The sequence below is a fragment of the Sphingobium sp. IP1 genome (genome assembly GCF_002708645.1).
Taxonomy (GTDB): domain Bacteria; phylum Pseudomonadota; class Alphaproteobacteria; order Sphingomonadales; family Sphingomonadaceae; genus Sphingobium; species Sphingobium yanoikuyae.
This window is the reverse complement of record NZ_NOIW01000120.1, coordinates 1-14,779: the sequence shown is the minus strand read 5'-3', so window position 1 is coordinate 14,779 and position 14,779 is coordinate 1. Positions and strand designations below refer to the sequence as shown.

Sequence of the window (14,779 nt, the reverse complement as noted above, 5' to 3'; positions counted from 1 at the left end):
CCCCACTACCCCGGGCCCACCCGCCCCCGCTTCTGCGAGTGGGGCACCCCATGTTCCGTCAGAAACCCCCTCGAGAGGCTGCCGACCCGCTGCTTGGCAAACCGGCAAGCTTTGGCATCCACCGCTATCTCCAGGGATCGTCCAACCTGTTCGAAGAGAACAGGCTGCTCAAATTCTCGATTGTCGGTCTGTTCGGCATAACCGCCGTGCTGGGCATGGCGCTCTACTCGACGTCCCAGAACCAGCGCACGATCGTCATTCCCTTCGGTGCAAGCGGCGATCTCTATGTGACCGGCGGCAAGCCTTCCTCGGCCTATCTGCGCGCCATGACGCGCAACATCGTGGCGCTGTCGGGCACCTATTCTGCGCTCTCTGCCGACCGGCAGTTCCAGGAGCTGCTGAGCATCGTCCACCCGACCGCCTATAATGGCCTACGGGATAGCCTGAATGCCCTGCTCGATGAGCTCGCCAACAATCCCACGCTCTCGATCGCCACCTATATCCGGCCCGATCAGCCCGTGACCTGGACCGATCGCCAGATCATCGTGCCCGTCGAGAAGATACGCGTCATTGGCGGCGTCATCCGCAAATTCCGGGGAAACCTGCGCATCCGATACACGATCGACGCAGGGCGCTTCTGGATCCTGTCCCTTACCGAGGAAAAATTCGATGCCGAACTTCGGTAACCGAGCGCGCGCGCCTCGCGCCGCCCTGACCCTTTTGCCTCTCATCGCCATGGCGTCGCCGGGACACGCGCAATCGATCCAGGCACTGCCCGATCAGACCAGTATGATCCGGCTCTCGAACCGGGACGTCAATCATCTCGTCTGTCAGGGCGGCGAGATCGAGGATGTCAAATTCTCCGCCGAGAAGGGGCTCGCGGTCGAGAAAGGCGGCGGCGACGCCTGGGTCAAATTCCTCGTCCGCGAAAGCGACGATGGCGGCCAGATCACGCGCAGCTATGTGACGACGCCGTCTGAGTTGTTCGTCACCTGCAACGGGGCCATCTACCCGCTATACGCCGAGCCCTCCGAGATCCCGGCCCAGACGATCACGCTGGTCCCCGGTCCCCGGCAGCGCGCCCGCGCCAATGAGGATCTGCTCGCCCCGCTCGCCGAGGAAGATCGCGCCGTTTCGATCACCCTATCCCTTTTGCAGGATCGGGTGCCGGCGAGCTTTTCTGAGGTAGCAACCGCCAGCCGACAAATCACCCTCCCCGCCGCGCCCACGCTCCGCATCACCGAACGGCGCCGCGTCACCATCGAGGGCGCAGGCGTCAACGCATCGGAATATCGGGTCGAAGCCACAAGCGACATGGAGGTCGACGAGCGCATCTTCCTTGATGCAGCGCTCGGCGCCCGGATCTTCAGCGCGACGCTCGACCGGCTGTCGCTGCGTACCGGGGAGACCGCCCGGCTCATCATCTTGCGTCGGGGAGACGGGCTATGAGCGATGAGCGACAGGATATGCCCCAAAGCCCGGACGCGCCCGGTTCGCCCGCGCAGGGCAGCGGCGCCAGGGGCCACTCGCGGCCGGCCCGGCCATCCTCGGCCACCACCGAAAGGGACAACAGCGTCCTCCAGCTGCGCGGCCCGGCCCTTCTCGATCTGAAAGCGCGCTGGGCAGCGCTCAGCCCCTATCAGCAATTGCGCGCACGCCAGGCCGCCGTCGCCGTGCTGGTCGCCCTGTTTGGCTATGGTCTTTATTCCGCATCCCACAGCGCAGAGGATACCACGCCCCAGCCGCAAACGGCATCCAAGCTCGACATGGGCGCTGGTCTACGCGGCGACAGCCTTGAAACGAAGGTGCGCGGCGATCTCAAGAAAATCCTCGATGGGCAGAACCTGCTCGGCGACCGGGTCACGGCGATCGAGGAGGGCCGGATAGGAACCGGAGGATCGATGCCAGGCGACGCAGCTGACGGCGACCTCCCCAACGCCATGCCGGGCGATATCCCGGCTTTTCCGCCTAGCCCCACGCTAAGCGAACTTGAACGTGCCGACGGCAGCCTGCCTGCGCCACCGATGCCGAGCGCGCCGGCCGCTCCGCCTGCGCCGCCGGTCGAGCGCCAGGTGGGCGCGATCGGCGCCGCGACGAGCGCAATCGTCGCGGAAGGATCGGCTGCTCCAAATGGCGCTAAAAAAAAGACCAGGACGATCTATTTGCCGCCTGGTTTCATGAAGGCGCGCCTTTTGACCGGGATCGACGCGCTCGCCAGCCGGGACGCGACGAGCAATCCGGAGCCCCTGATCGCCCGCGTCCAGGCGCCCGCCGTGCTGCCCAATGACGTGAAGGCCAATTTGGCCGGTTGTTTTGTCATCGGCAACGCGACGGGGAGCCTCGCCAAGGAGCGGGTCGAGGTCCAGCTCATCTCGCTCTCCTGCGTGGACTTTGACGAGCGCTCAGTCATCGACCAGCCAATTAAGGGCTTCTTTGTCGATAGCGATGGCAAGAAGGGACTGTCGGGCAAGGTCGTCACCCGCGCCGGCGCTGCGCTCGCCCGCAGCTTCATTGCCGGCACCATCGCCGGGGTCAGCCAGAGTGTCGAGAACACGTTCGGCAACACCTCGACCTCAGCGCTCGGCACCGTCCGGTCCCTTGACGCGGGCGATGCACTCAAGACCGGTGTCGCCGGCGGCCTGTCCAAATCCTCCGACAAGCTCACCGACTTCTATCTCGATCTCGCGCGCCAGGCCGGCCCCATCGTCGAGGTCGGCGCTGCCAAGGATGTGGTGGTCGTGATCCAGGAGGGCCTGGCTCTGGAAATCAAACCCACCACGGCCACCAAATTCTGATGCCCGCTTGCCAACTTTTAGGGAGACAATCCCATGCCAAACCAGCACTCTTGCGTGACGACACGACTTTCCGGCGCCGCTCTGCTTCTCCTTCTTGGCATCTTGCCCGGCTGCACCACGCTTGGCTCGGCCATGTCGCCTTATCCTGAAAAGTTCAGCTGCAAGAACAGCGATCACGGCCAGTGCATCCATCCCGACAAGGCTTACGCTGATGCGGTAGCAGGCCGGGCATCGAAATCCGATCCCAAGGTCACGAACGGCAGCCAGGCCGCCGAAACTCCCGGGCGCACCGGTGCGCAAAGGAGCAGCCGCAATGCCACCGTGGATGGCTATGTTAGCTACCGCAGCAGCATCTATCGCGAACTTCAGGGCCTGGTCGAGGCGCCGGTCACGCCGATGCTTAGGCCCGGCCGAACGGTCCGCACGCTGATCCTGCCTTATGCCGATCGCGACCGCCCCGACCGGCTTTACATGCCGCGCTACGTCTATTCGATCCTCGACAAGCCGCAGTGGGTGGTCGGCGATTATCTCGTCAATCCGACCGAGCCCGCCGCGCGGGCTCCCATCCTCGAGCAGACCAGGGCGAAGCCCACGCACCCCGATAGCGATATTCCGGCGCCGCCACAGGATCAGGCCCAGGAGCAGGATCAATGAGGGGGCTTGGAACGCGCCATGGCGGCGGCATGACCATTAAGCGTCTACGGCAAAGCGTCTCGCGCGACGCTTATTCAGACTTCTTGCCCATGGTGAGCTGGGTCGAGGAGGAGGGAGCCTTCCTCACGATCGATGATGGCTGGGGACAGGCCTGGGAGTTGGTGCCGTCGGCCTATCTCTTTGCCCATGTCCATCAGGCGTTGCTCGGCCTTCTCAACATCCAGTTCGGCACCGGCACCGTGGTCCAGCTCCACTGCTTTGCCGATCCGCTGATCGACCAGGCACTCGATGCCTATCTCGATCTTAAATCCCGGTCCGATCCGCTCGTCCAGGCGTCAGCCCGGCGCACGGCACAATATCTGCGCGATGGCACCGAAGGACTTTCCGCCCTCCACGGCATCCCCATTCGCAACTTCCGCGTGCTGCTCGCAATCAAATCGCGCAAGCCGCTGGGCGCGGACCTGCGCCGCCAGATCGAGGAGCAGCTCTCCAAACTAGGTATTATGCGCATGGCGCCCGAAGCGCTGGTGAGCTTCTATCGCCGCATCTTCAACGGCGCCTTCGATCCCGCGCCCGGCGTCTTCGCCACAGGCAGTGCTGACCACCCCGCGCGCCCGGTCCGCAAGCAGATCATCGATGCAGGCCCGGACCTACTCTTCGATGGCCCGGAGCTTTATTTCGGCAATCAGGTGGCTCGCTGCCTGACACCTAAATCGCCCGCGCGCCGAGTGACGGCGGAGCGCTGCAATCGTCTTCTGGGTGGCATGCGCGGCGCGGCGGAGGATAGCGACCAGATTGGCGGCCCATTCCTCTATACGCTCAACATCCTGTTCGATCATTCGGCCTTCGAAATCCACAAGCGCGCGCAAATCCTTTCCGCGCAAAAGGCAGCCGGCAGCTTTGCCGTCGAGGTCGGAAAGCAGATCGAGGAAATTGGCTGGGTGCTCGATGAAGCGGGCAATAGCCGCTTCGTCTCGGTCATCCCCACCGTGTGGGTCTTCGGCCGCGACAGCGCACAGGCCCGCGAAATGGCCGCGCGCGCCAAGCGCCTTTGGGAGAGCGAACCGCTGCCCTGGATGATGCAGGAGGAGAGTTACCTTAATCCCATCCTGCTGCCGATGAGCCTTCCCTTCGGCTTCTACCCTGAGCGCCGAACGTTGCGCATGCTGGAGCGCGATCTTCCGATGCCGGCCAAGGCGGCCGCATTGCTGGCGCCGGTCCAGACCGACTTTCGTGGCGGCGGACGCCCTGCCCTTCTCTATGTCGGGCGCAAGGGCCAGCTCATCACGCTCGATCTCTTCGACCCGGGCATCAATAATTATAATTTCATCGTCTCGGCCGAGAGCGGCGCGGGCAAGAGCTTCCTCCTCAACCATCTTTGCCTGCAATATTTCGCCCAGGGCGCGCTCATCCGCATCATCGATATCGGCGGCAGCTACCGAAAGCTCTGCACGCTCTGCTCGGGCCGCTACATCGACATTGGAGAGGAGGCGCTAGTCCTCAACCCCTTCGACATGGGCTTTGCGCTCGATGGCGATGATCGCCAGTCCGCCATCTCCATGGCGGTCGCGATCGTCGCGGAAATGGCCAATGCCGCGACCCGCAAGGGCGTCACGACGTCGCAATGGAATCTGCTCAAATCCGCCGTCCAGTGGACGATCGACAGCGGGCGCGCGGAATCCGGCATCGACGCAGTACGGGACTGGCTCGGCGCCTATCCAGCAGATGCCATAAGCGATCTCGACAAAGTCGACCATCTCGTCCTCGTTGCGCGCGAACTCGCCTTCAACCTGCGCGATTTCGGCAGTTCGGGCGCCTACGGCCATTTCTTCAACGGGCCCTCGACCTTCGACATCTCCGCCGACGAATTCGTCGTGCTCGAACTCGAACGTTTGAAGGCCATGCCGGACCTCTTCAACGTCATCGTCATGGTGGTCGTAAATGCCGTGAGCCAGGAACTCTACCTCTCCGCCCGGGACCGGCCGCGCTTTGTCCTGTGCGATGAAGCCGCCCAGTTCATGACCCGGACCGACGGTCAGGATCTCTCCCGTCTCGCCGAGGTGTTCGGCCAAGGCTACAGGCGCGCGCGCAAATATCAGGGGAGCTTCGGGGTCGTCCTCCAGTCGATGAACGATCTGCTGCTGTTCGGCGGTACGGGGCAGGTGATCCTTGAAAATGCCGCCACCCGCTTCCTTCTCCAGGGCTCGACCTATGAACGCGCGGTCGAGAACAAGATCCTCGATTATTCAGGCTTCGTCCTCGATCTCCTGAAGTCGGTCCGGAACAACAAGCCGCATTATTCCGAGGTCTTTATCGACTCGCCGCTTGGCCTCGGCATTGCTCGCCTCGTAGTCGATCCTTTCTCCTACTGGATCAACACCTCGGCGCCGCAGGAAGTGGCAGCCTTCGAAGCGCGCCTGCGCGCCGGCCTCTCGCCGCTCGAAGCGGTTTGCGATCTCGCCCGCGTCGATCCTGCGGAATTACTCGGTTCGCAAAGATCCCACCCGTCGCAGGAGCTCTCATGATGCGAAATTCTCCCGCCTCGCCCCCGCACGCCAGACCTGCGGGCACGCAGCTGGACCTCGACCTTGATCCGACGATCGAAGCCCTTATCGAGGCGCGGGCCTCGAGCCTTGCCCAGCATCAAGCGCTGTTCTGGCGCTTCCGGCTCGTGACGATCGAGACGCTGATGATGGGGGCGCTTATCCTCTGCGCCGGGCTCGCCCTGCACCAGCCCGCAGCGATGGTCCTGCGCGCCGCGATCATGGTGTCGGCCGGCTGCTTTGCGAGCGGCATGCTGCTCATCGGCCTTACCGGCGCTTTCGATCGTGGGCTTGATCATTTCACCCGCTGGCGGCGCGGCCAATGAGCGGCATCCTCTCCTCCTCACCCGCCCATGGTCCGATCCGCCTGCTCGTCGGCACACATCTTCTCTTGCTGATCCAGACGGTGCTGGTGCTCCAGGCATCGGATCCGCTGCCGACATCTCTTCGCCTGTTCCTCTGCGTGACGGGCGTGCTCGGCCTCGCAGCGCTGATCGTTGCCGTACGCGGCGAGCGGCAGGACGAGGGCAGACCATGGTGGGCGAAGCGCCATGACCTCTGAAGCCCGCTTCCCGGATCGTGCGCGCCACGCGCTTCTCGGTGCCCTCATGCTGGGCCTCGCCTGCCATCCGGCGCAGGGCGCGACCTCGACCATTGGCCTCACCTGGCCGATCGCTGAGTCCGACGCGATGAGCGAGATCGAAGCACGGGTCGCCAATGCGCCTGACATGGCCGCGAAGTTTGGCCCGCGCGCCAACTGGTCGGCGCTCAAGGCTGCGTCGCTTGGAACGACGCCTGCCGATCGAACGCGGACCATCATTCCCTTTTACACGGTCGATGAAGATATCCGTCTGCCTGACGGCCGCATTCTTTACCCTAAGGGCTTTACCTTCAATCCGCTGGACTATGTCTCGCTCCCCCAGCGCCTCGTCATTGTTCATCCGCGCGATCTCGCCTGGGCGCTCAAGGCAGCGCGCTTTACCGATTTCATACTATTAACCGCTGGCGATGCGCTGGATCTCTCCGAGCGCACCGGCCGCCCGCTCTTCATACTGGAGGAGCGCGTGAAAGAGAGGCTCGGCCTCACCGTCGCGCCGGTCATCGTCGCGCAGGAGGGAAAGAAGCTCGTCCTTCGCGAATATGCGCCTGAGCGTCCCGCAGATCGGAGCGCCCGGCCATGAACCGCACAAACCTTCTCCGCGCCGCCGCCCTATCCTTTGCGCTCGTCCTCGGCTCTGCCGGCACACCGGCCCAGGCGTCCAAATGCGAGGCCGGAACCATCTTCAATCCGCTGACCAAGGTGCGCTGGAACTGCATCTTTCCCATCACGATCGGCGGCGTCCGGGTCGGAAGCTTCGACAGCCTGTCCAAGGAACTCGACGCCCAGTCGGCCTCCAAACCGCTATGCGCCTGTCGCAAGGGCGCCACCTTCTGGTTCGGCGTGAAGGTGAGCTTCTGGTCGCCCAACCGCATGATCGATGTCGTGACCGAGCCCGGCTGCATGATGGCGCTGGGCGCCGATCTCCTGCCGACCGGCGGCAAACTCCAAGGGAGCCAGAGTGGAATCGCCGACGGTACCAACAGCCAGAAGATGTTCGCGCAAATGCATTATTATATCTCGCCGGTCTGGAAGATGCTCGACATGTTCACCGACCTGCCCTGCATCGAAGACAATGGGTTCGATGTGGCGATGATCACCGAAGTGCTGCCCACCTGGCAGTCCGGCACGCTGGGCGCCATCATCCAGCCCGAGGGCATTCTCTTCGGCAATCCCGCAGCGGGTCTTGCCTGCATGGCGGACAGTGCCGCGGCGGCCGCCGGCAAGGTGCTCGATCCGCTTTTCTGGTGCATGGGTAGCTGGGGCGCCACCTACCCGATCGCGGGCGACATCCATTTTGGCGACAGCGTCGAGGCCTGGGCGGGGCTTGCCGCGCGCGGCACTTATCTGATGGGACGCCTTGGCGCGCTTACCATCAGCTCAGCTGACGGCTGCTCCTTCAAGGCCCAGCCGATCTGGACCAAGAGCCGCTACAAGCTCCAGATCATGGAGCCGGTCAAGGGCGGCAAATGTGTCAATATCGGGCGTCCCGGCGCGCTCTGGTCGAGCGGCAAACATGCCCCCGGCAAGGACAATGCCCAGTTCATGTCCTTTGAGAAGGTCATCTGCTGTGCGGGAGTGTCCACCCCGTGAGCCAGATGCCTCCCCTATCCCCCGTAGCGATCAACGGACATTCCGGATGGTCTGCCCGCCTAGGCCATACCGGCCCGTTCGATCGCGGCGAGGGCGGAGCGACGCCGTCTCCCCACAGCGTCGCTCCAACCCCCATTCCCCTCGCGCGCCCGATGACCGCCAGATCGGACCCAAGCGAGGGGAAGGTCAGCACGGTCGGTGAACCCCCTGCTCGGATTGGGTGTCCCCCCTCTCTGGCCCCTGATCCGATATCGGCCGTGCTGACCACCTTCGCTGGCCATGCCTGCTTTCGTATGAAAGCCAGCGGGCAGGCCTTTCGTCTGGCCCCTGCCTCAGATCCCGGCCTGCCCGGAGGTTCCCGATGACGAGAGTGATCCTCATCATCCTCATGGGCAGCGTTGCGCTCGCCCCGCAAAGCGGCCTGGCGCAGGATATGGAGGCCCGGGCGCGTGCCGCAGCGGCTGCTTCACGGTCGAAATCAAGCGATAGCGACGCGATCACCAGCAATTACGTCAATCCCGGCCTCGCGGGCGAGACGATCAGCACCATCGACAGCAGCCAGACCTTCACCACCAATCTTGCCTGCCAGAAAAGCGCGACAATGCTGGAGCTGCTGGTCCAGCCCGGCACGACCGGGGACATCACCCATATGAGCATTTCGCGAGACAGCGATCTCGACGGCAGCTTCGATCAGAATCTGACCCTTCCTGTTCCGGTCTCAGGCATATGCGCGAACGGCATCGTCTCCTGCGACCCTGGCAGCTGGAACAACTGCAGCCCCCTCAAATGGGACGTAGCGTCAGCAGGTGCAGGTGCGTTGAAGCTGACCCAGGTGCCGCTAAGCGACCTTTCCGCCTGCTATTGCGTCAATGCGAGCTGCGGGAACAATCTTGTGCTCGGCAACCTCAATTCTGTCCTCAAGGATCTGGGCGGCGGCATCATCGGCGCGCTCACCACAGCTGATCCCAGGATCGGGGTAGCGCAGGCCAGTATCGAGGGCCCTGTCATCCGTTATGTCGGTGCCCAGACGACCGCCTGTACCAACGCACCTGCTGTTTCAGCGACAGCCTATGTCGCAAATCCGGCCGCGCTTGCAGGCGATGCCAGCAGCGCAGCACAATCCAGCAGCATATTTGAAGCCCTTGCCGGCTCGGCCGCTGGATCCGGCAAGGCGCAGGAAACCCGCGCCTGCACCATCACACGGCAGGTCAATGTCTCAGATCCTATATTTGACGCGATCATATCGCGGACCGGCGGACGATCGACCGTAACCGTCAGTCCGACCGTAGCGCGATTTACGCTGGGCTCTCCGGGAGAGAAGAGCCTTTCAGGTGGCCGCTGCACGATCTTCGAGTTCCAGATGAGCTTGCAGGTGGGCGATGGTGATCGTCTGCGCTCCGTGCGCCTTGCGCGCTATTATGCCGATGACTGGGCGCAGATCTATGTTGACGGCACGCTTATAGCGTCGGGTCCCAACGCATGGACCGGATCAGGATCGCCGCCAGGAAATTGCGAGCAAGGCCGCATTTTTACCCGCACACCCGGGACCGATCTCATGCCCTTCATGACCCCTGGCGCCCACCAGGTCCGCATGCGCGTAGCTGTAGCCGATGAAGGCGGCGCGCTTGCCGAGATCGAGGCCGAAATTGATGGCAGCTGCCGCGTAGAAGAGCAGCTTGTCGATCTGTGCACCTCTTATGCGCAGGATAAGGACTGCAGGCTCCTTGCCGAAGAGGTCGATGGCGTCGAGACCTTCAGGAACGGCGTCAACACTGGGCTGAGACCCCTGGCACAAACCCGTCTCTTTGGTGCTGGTCAATGCACATACCAGTTCACCCGCGACTTTTTCGAGCGCGCCCGACGCTATAGCTGCGTCACGGACAGTGCAGCGCTCGCTCAGCCAGACCTCACACGCGGCGCCTATATCATCGACCGATCAACCCAGACGCTGCTAGCCGATCGCACCCTCTCGAGCGACGGGACGATCTCGACTTCGACGCGGGCATTTTCACTGCCCGACCGTCCGACGGTTCCAGCCTGCGAGCCGATCTGCAGAACACGTGCGCCAAAGGCCAACAGCGACGTCGCGGTTTCCGGCGTGGTCGGCAGCCAGCAGATTGATCCGTCAGGCTGGAACAGCTTCTATCATAGCTGCGGCGTCGATGGGACCTGCCCGCTGGGAGAAGGCGAAGAGCTGGTGTCGGCCTGCGGCTGCCTCGACGATTTTCCAGAAGCCGCCGTCATGATGCAGACTGTGCGCCTCGCTGGATCCGACCTTGCCTGCACAGCGGGGACACCATGAAACAGCGGATCATCTTCACGCTGTTGAGCGCCGCGCTCATGGCAATCACCGTCCCAGGAGCAGCATGGGCAGCCCAGCTCTGCGCGGCTGATTTGAACGGCAATGGCGATGCGGCTGACGAAGGCGAGATGGCGAGCTGCGTCACCATGGCCGGCGGCGCCACGCAGTGTCCGATCCAGCAGACGGCTTGCGTAGCCGACGCGGCCGGCGCCTATAGCTGCCCGCTGGGGGCCGATCATCAATGCCTGGTGCCAGCGGCGGGCGGAACGCCGACCTGCTCGCCGGTCGCCTGCATCGACACCGCGCTCAATCCGGTCGGGGATGAGCTTCTGGTCGACGATACAGGTCCGGACAATGACGGCCCGGTCGACGCCGACGGCAATTGTCTTGGCACGATCGAGATATTCGGCGGCCGGGCGCTGCGCTGCCGTCCGCCAGGCGCCAGCGTCACCTTTCAGAATTGCTGCAAGGACCGGGACAAGATCGTCAAGGATGGGATGGGCGGTTCTATCAGCTCCATCACCACCAAGATTGCGATCGCCAAGGGCGTGTTCACCGGCGCCAAGGCCGCCTACCTCGCCTTCAGGGCAGGTGCGAGCGCGGGACAGGCCGCCAGTGTCGGCGCCAACGCCATCATCGTCGGTCTTGATCCAACTTCGATCGCGATCAGCCTGGCGATCAATTTCATGATGGAGGTGCTGCTCCAGGGCTGTGACCAGCAGGATATGGAGACGGGCATGCTGCGCGGTTCGGGCATGTGCCACGAGGTCGGCACCTATTGTTCCTCCTCGATCCTTGGCATCTGCATCCAGAAGGCGCGCGGTCACTGCTGCTTCAACACCAAGCTTGGCCGCATCATCCAGGAACAGGGCCGCCCCCAGCTCAGCGCCTTCAACGCCATGGGCTGGGGCACACCAAAGCAGCCCTATTGTCGGGGCTTTACCGCGGAAGAATTCCAGGCGCTCGATTTCAGCCGAATGGATCTCTCGCAATATTATGCGGAGATCGAGGCGCGCGCCCAGTCCGACATCCGACAAGATATGGAGGAGAAGGTCGATGCCTATCTGCGCACCGTCAATCCCTGACTGCCATATGGCCCCGCTCATGCTTGCGTTCGCGCTTATGGGCGCAGCGCCAGGGCAGGCACGGGAGGCCCAACCGGCAGACGAAGGGACGTCGGCCATGGAACAGCTTCGCGAAGCTAAGGCCAGCGCTACTCCAGCGGCGCACGCCGGGCCTGACACGCTCCCTGCCCCCTCTCCGGCTCTCAAACGACGTGCCTTCGAGGCTATGGGCAAACGGCGGGTCGATCCGCGGATGGAGGCGCAGGCACGCGCAGCGCAAATCCAGGCAACCAATGCCCTCGCGACGGAGCAACAGGCCATGCGTGCCCGGCTTCATCAGGCGCTCGGCCTGGCACCGCCCGATGGCGCTCCTGCGCCAGCACCCGCCACTTCGAATAACCCTCCCAAGACCTGGGTGCCGCTGCTGTTCGCCTCCTCGTCCATGCCGATCGAGACGTTGCGCACCTACGCCCGGCAGCTCGCACAGGTCGGCGGGGTCATCGCCTTTCGCGGAGTTCCCGGTGGCCTCACCAAGATTGGCCCGATGGCCGAGCTGACGGCACGGATGCTGCGCATCGATCCTGGCTGCGAAGGCCCGGCCTGCACGATGCGGAACGTCCAGGTGGTGATCGATCCGATCCTCTTCCGCCAGCATGGCATCGCCCGAGTGCCCGCCCTCGCCATGCTGCCCGGCGACCCCATCCAACCCTATTGCGAGCGGGAAGACGAGACCGCACCCCGTGCCACCCATCTCGTGCTTGGCGATGCAGCGCTTTCAGGCCTGCTCGATGAATATGCCCGTCTCGGCGGCAAGGAGGAGGTGCGCGATGCTTCGGCTCGTCTGGCTGGCCGCTAACAGGCTATGCCGCAGATTGAAGTCCCTCCCGCGCGAGGCCGCGCTGGCGCTGGGCGGTGCGGTCGGCGATCAGGCGGCGCGCCCAAGACGCTTCTGGCTCGCGTTTTGTATCACTGTGCCGCTGGCGACGATCACCTGGCAGGCAATCCCTGCTGTCACCATCGTCATGAGCCCGTCGATCGACGCCTGGGCAGTGCGCGCGGCGCCGGGGGCAATCCACAAGGGTGACCTTGTCATGTTTGCGCTGTCCCATCCGATCGCCGGCCCCCGCCCCGTCAGCGTTACCAAGCGGGCGATGTGCATGCCGGGCGAGCGCCTGCGCGAGATCGAGCGCCATTCGGTCTTCGATGGCAAGGTAACGAGCAGCCGCTATTATTGTGGCGATCGCCTGCTCGGCATCAGCCGCCCCACGGGCCGCAACGGCCAGCGTCTCGATCATCTGCGCTGGGGCGATCGGAACATTCCTGCAGGCTTCGTCTATGTGGGCTCCGATCATCCCGAGGGATTTGACAGCCGCTATTTTGGCCCGGTGCGGATTGAACGTCTGACCCGCATGGAGCGGGTGCTGTGAGGCGGAGCCTGGCCGCTGCGGCGATCGCGCTGGCGGTCGCTGCGTCATCGGCCGACGCGCAACCCGACAGCGGCCCCAAGCTCGGCTATTGGTGGTATGCCCCCAAAGCCGCGGAACCGGGCGAAGCGGACGCGGACCAGTTGCCTCCGGCGCCCGTCATCCCGCCGATGACCGAGCTCGCCAGATGGAGTCCGCCCCGGATCGCCAAGCTCATCACGCAGCAGCGCGACTATGCCGCCACGGTGCTGAGCGTCGATGCCGTCGCCGATTTCTGGCGGCTGCAGGATTTCGCCAGGCGCAAGGCCCGCGCCTTTGCCGGCGTGACCCAACTAGCCATGCTCACCCACCCGGAACTGAGCGCCCGCTCCGCCTATCCGGTGGTGGGCGACGCGCGCGACGCCATGGGCGCGCAGAAAGACGCCACCCGCCGCGCCTATCTCCGATCCAAGGGGGGCGAGTTTGCGCTCATCATGTTCTCACGGGCGAGCTGTGGCTATTGCCGCGTCCAATGGCCTATCCTCCAGCGCTTCCAGGAGGAGATGGGCTGGCAGGTCAGCAGCCAGGATCTTGATCGCAAACCTGAGCTGTCCAGCCGCTTTGGCGTCGAGGTCACGCCCACGACCATGGTGATCCGCCGCGGCTCGTCCCAGCGCATGGTGATCGCCAATGGCGTGGAGGCCTATCCCAACATCATCCAGACCGCCTATCAAGCCGTAAAACTGCTCTCCGGCGACATTCGTCCCGAGCAATTTCTAACCGGCGCGGGCGAAGAGAATGGCTTCTTCGACGCGCTCGCCAATGGTCCGGTTGCGGCCAGTGACCCGGCCGTCAGCCAGGGCGCCCAGCCGTGAGATCGGCGGACATGTTCTTCGCGGTTGCGGTGACGGCGGGCGCTACCACAATGAGTATCGCGGCACCCCCGAACCGAGCAGAAGCCGCGCGCGGCGCGGTCCATCCGGTCAGCACCGAGCTGGAGATGAAAAGCTGGCTCGATCGCGTTCCGCACACCAGCGTCTATCCGCCCGACTTTGAGGCGACCCTGCGAGGCCAGGGTTCGGCCTATGTGATCGAAATGAGCACGGCGCCCGGCTGCCTCCCTTGCGGCGATCTGTGGACCAAGCTTAGGGCGATGAAGGCCCGCTATGGTTGGTCCATCCGGACCATCACGACCCAGGAAGCGATAATCCGTTCAGGCCGACTTGGCCTCCCCTGGATCGGCCACCCGGTTGCATGGGTCCGGCCCCTGGCCGACCCCAATCGCATCATACCCGTGGCCATTGGCACGGACCATGCGGTCAACATCAGCCGCAATCTTTATCTTGCGGCGAAAATGCAGACGGGCGTGCGCGTGGGCGTCGCCGTTCGCGCCATGTCGAAATTCACCGGGATCGTGTCATGGCCGCAGCGCGCCAGACTGCACGAACAATGATCACACCCGCCATCCTAGCTTTGCGCGGCGCCCCGCAATATCTGCGCGGCTTCTCGCAACGACATGACCATGATGTCCTGAGACAAAGGATAAGCTTCGGTACCGGCATAAATCACTGTGCGGCGAGCCGGCTTCAGGTCTTCGCAAGCATGGTGAAAGCCTCGTTCCAGCTTGGGCGAGAGGCTGCGCTTGATTTCATAAACCCAGATTGCTCCGCCTGGCATCGTCATTACCAGATCAATTTCAGCGCCCGCTGCTGTTCGATAGAAGTTGGCGGCGCTTCCATCGGGCGCGGCTGCGATCAGGCTTTCTATGACAAAGCCCTCCCAGCTCCCGCCCGCCACAGGATGGCCAAGCAGCGCCTCTTCATGGCC

At 63.9% G+C, this 14,779-nt stretch carries 16 protein-coding genes; 15 read left to right on the top strand and 1 reads right to left on the bottom strand.

The features are described 5' to 3' along the window. The first annotated feature begins 50 nt into the window (after nucleotides 1–50). The 15 genes from CG471_RS25530 to CG471_RS25460 all read left to right on the top strand — a co-directional run bounded on the left by CG471_RS25530 (nucleotide 51) and on the right by CG471_RS25460 (nucleotide 14,405). Complete coding sequence (locus tag CG471_RS25530; protein ID WP_099234188.1) at nucleotides 51–686, top strand: TraE/TraK family type IV conjugative transfer system protein; 636 nt, start codon at nucleotides 51–53, stop codon at nucleotides 684–686. Then, nucleotides 670–1,449, top strand: coding sequence for a type-F conjugative transfer system secretin TraK (locus CG471_RS25525; protein WP_180275800.1), 780 nt, complete (start codon nucleotides 670–672; stop codon nucleotides 1,447–1,449). Before CG471_RS25530 ends, CG471_RS25525 begins: the two co-directional genes overlap by 17 nt. After that, nucleotides 1,446–2,795, top strand: coding sequence for a TraB/VirB10 family protein (locus tag CG471_RS25520; protein ID WP_373562077.1), 1,350 nt, complete (start codon nucleotides 1,446–1,448; stop codon nucleotides 2,793–2,795). The genes CG471_RS25525 and CG471_RS25520 overlap by 4 nt, the downstream gene beginning before the upstream one ends. Before the next feature lie 33 nt (nucleotides 2,796–2,828). Beyond that, nucleotides 2,829–3,449, top strand: coding sequence for a TraV family lipoprotein (locus CG471_RS25515; protein WP_099234187.1), 621 nt, complete (start codon nucleotides 2,829–2,831; stop codon nucleotides 3,447–3,449). Beyond that, a complete protein-coding gene (locus CG471_RS25510) occupies nucleotides 3,446–5,974 on the top strand; it encodes a TraC family protein (protein ID WP_099234186.1) in 2,529 nt (842 codons plus the stop codon). The genes CG471_RS25515 and CG471_RS25510 overlap by 4 nt, the downstream gene beginning before the upstream one ends. After that, nucleotides 5,971–6,318: a hypothetical protein gene (locus CG471_RS25505; protein WP_306552792.1), complete on the top strand. Its 348-nt coding sequence runs from the start codon at nucleotides 5,971–5,973 to the stop codon at nucleotides 6,316–6,318. Before CG471_RS25510 ends, CG471_RS25505 begins: the two co-directional genes overlap by 4 nt. Beyond that, nucleotides 6,315–6,554: a hypothetical protein gene (locus CG471_RS25500; RefSeq protein WP_099234185.1), complete on the top strand. Its 240-nt coding sequence runs from the start codon at nucleotides 6,315–6,317 to the stop codon at nucleotides 6,552–6,554. Before CG471_RS25505 ends, CG471_RS25500 begins: the two co-directional genes overlap by 4 nt. Before the next feature lie 46 nt (nucleotides 6,555–6,600). Then, entirely contained in the window at nucleotides 6,601–7,173 is a 573-nt protein-coding gene (locus CG471_RS25495; protein ID WP_099234190.1) for a conjugal transfer protein TraW, read from the top strand. Next, complete coding sequence (locus CG471_RS25490; protein ID WP_099234184.1) at nucleotides 7,170–8,183, top strand: TraU family protein; 1,014 nt, start codon at nucleotides 7,170–7,172, stop codon at nucleotides 8,181–8,183. The genes CG471_RS25495 and CG471_RS25490 overlap by 4 nt, the downstream gene beginning before the upstream one ends. Before the next feature lie 601 nt (nucleotides 8,184–8,784). Continuing rightward, complete coding sequence (locus CG471_RS25485) at nucleotides 8,785–10,485, top strand: hypothetical protein (protein WP_306552791.1); 1,701 nt, start codon at nucleotides 8,785–8,787, stop codon at nucleotides 10,483–10,485. Continuing rightward, nucleotides 10,482–11,570, top strand: coding sequence for a conjugal transfer protein TraN (gene traN / locus CG471_RS25480; protein ID WP_099234182.1), 1,089 nt, complete (start codon nucleotides 10,482–10,484; stop codon nucleotides 11,568–11,570). The genes CG471_RS25485 and traN overlap by 4 nt, the downstream gene beginning before the upstream one ends. A gap of 298 nt (nucleotides 11,571–11,868) precedes the next feature. Beyond that, nucleotides 11,869–12,405, top strand: coding sequence for a type-F conjugative transfer system pilin assembly protein TrbC (locus CG471_RS25475; RefSeq protein ID WP_306552790.1), 537 nt, complete (start codon nucleotides 11,869–11,871; stop codon nucleotides 12,403–12,405). Further along, nucleotides 12,377–12,976: a S26 family signal peptidase gene (locus CG471_RS25470; protein WP_099234180.1), complete on the top strand. Its 600-nt coding sequence runs from the start codon at nucleotides 12,377–12,379 to the stop codon at nucleotides 12,974–12,976. Before CG471_RS25475 ends, CG471_RS25470 begins: the two co-directional genes overlap by 29 nt. Beyond that, the gene (locus tag CG471_RS25465) at nucleotides 12,973–13,827 is read left to right on the top strand and encodes a conjugal transfer protein TraF (protein WP_099234179.1); all 855 of its coding nucleotides are present in this window, start codon (nucleotides 12,973–12,975) and stop codon (nucleotides 13,825–13,827) included. Before CG471_RS25470 ends, CG471_RS25465 begins: the two co-directional genes overlap by 4 nt. 11 nt (nucleotides 13,828–13,838) lie before the next feature. Beyond that, on the top strand, nucleotides 13,839–14,405 hold the full coding sequence (locus CG471_RS25460; RefSeq protein ID WP_218964285.1) for a hypothetical protein: 567 nt from the start codon (nucleotides 13,839–13,841) through the stop codon (nucleotides 14,403–14,405). 14 nt (nucleotides 14,406–14,419) lie between these two features. Here the strand turns inward: CG471_RS25460 and CG471_RS25455 are convergent. Next, nucleotides 14,420–14,779 (bottom strand): DUF4143 domain-containing protein (locus tag CG471_RS25455; RefSeq protein WP_143560275.1); only part of this gene is annotated, 360 nt, incomplete at its 5' end.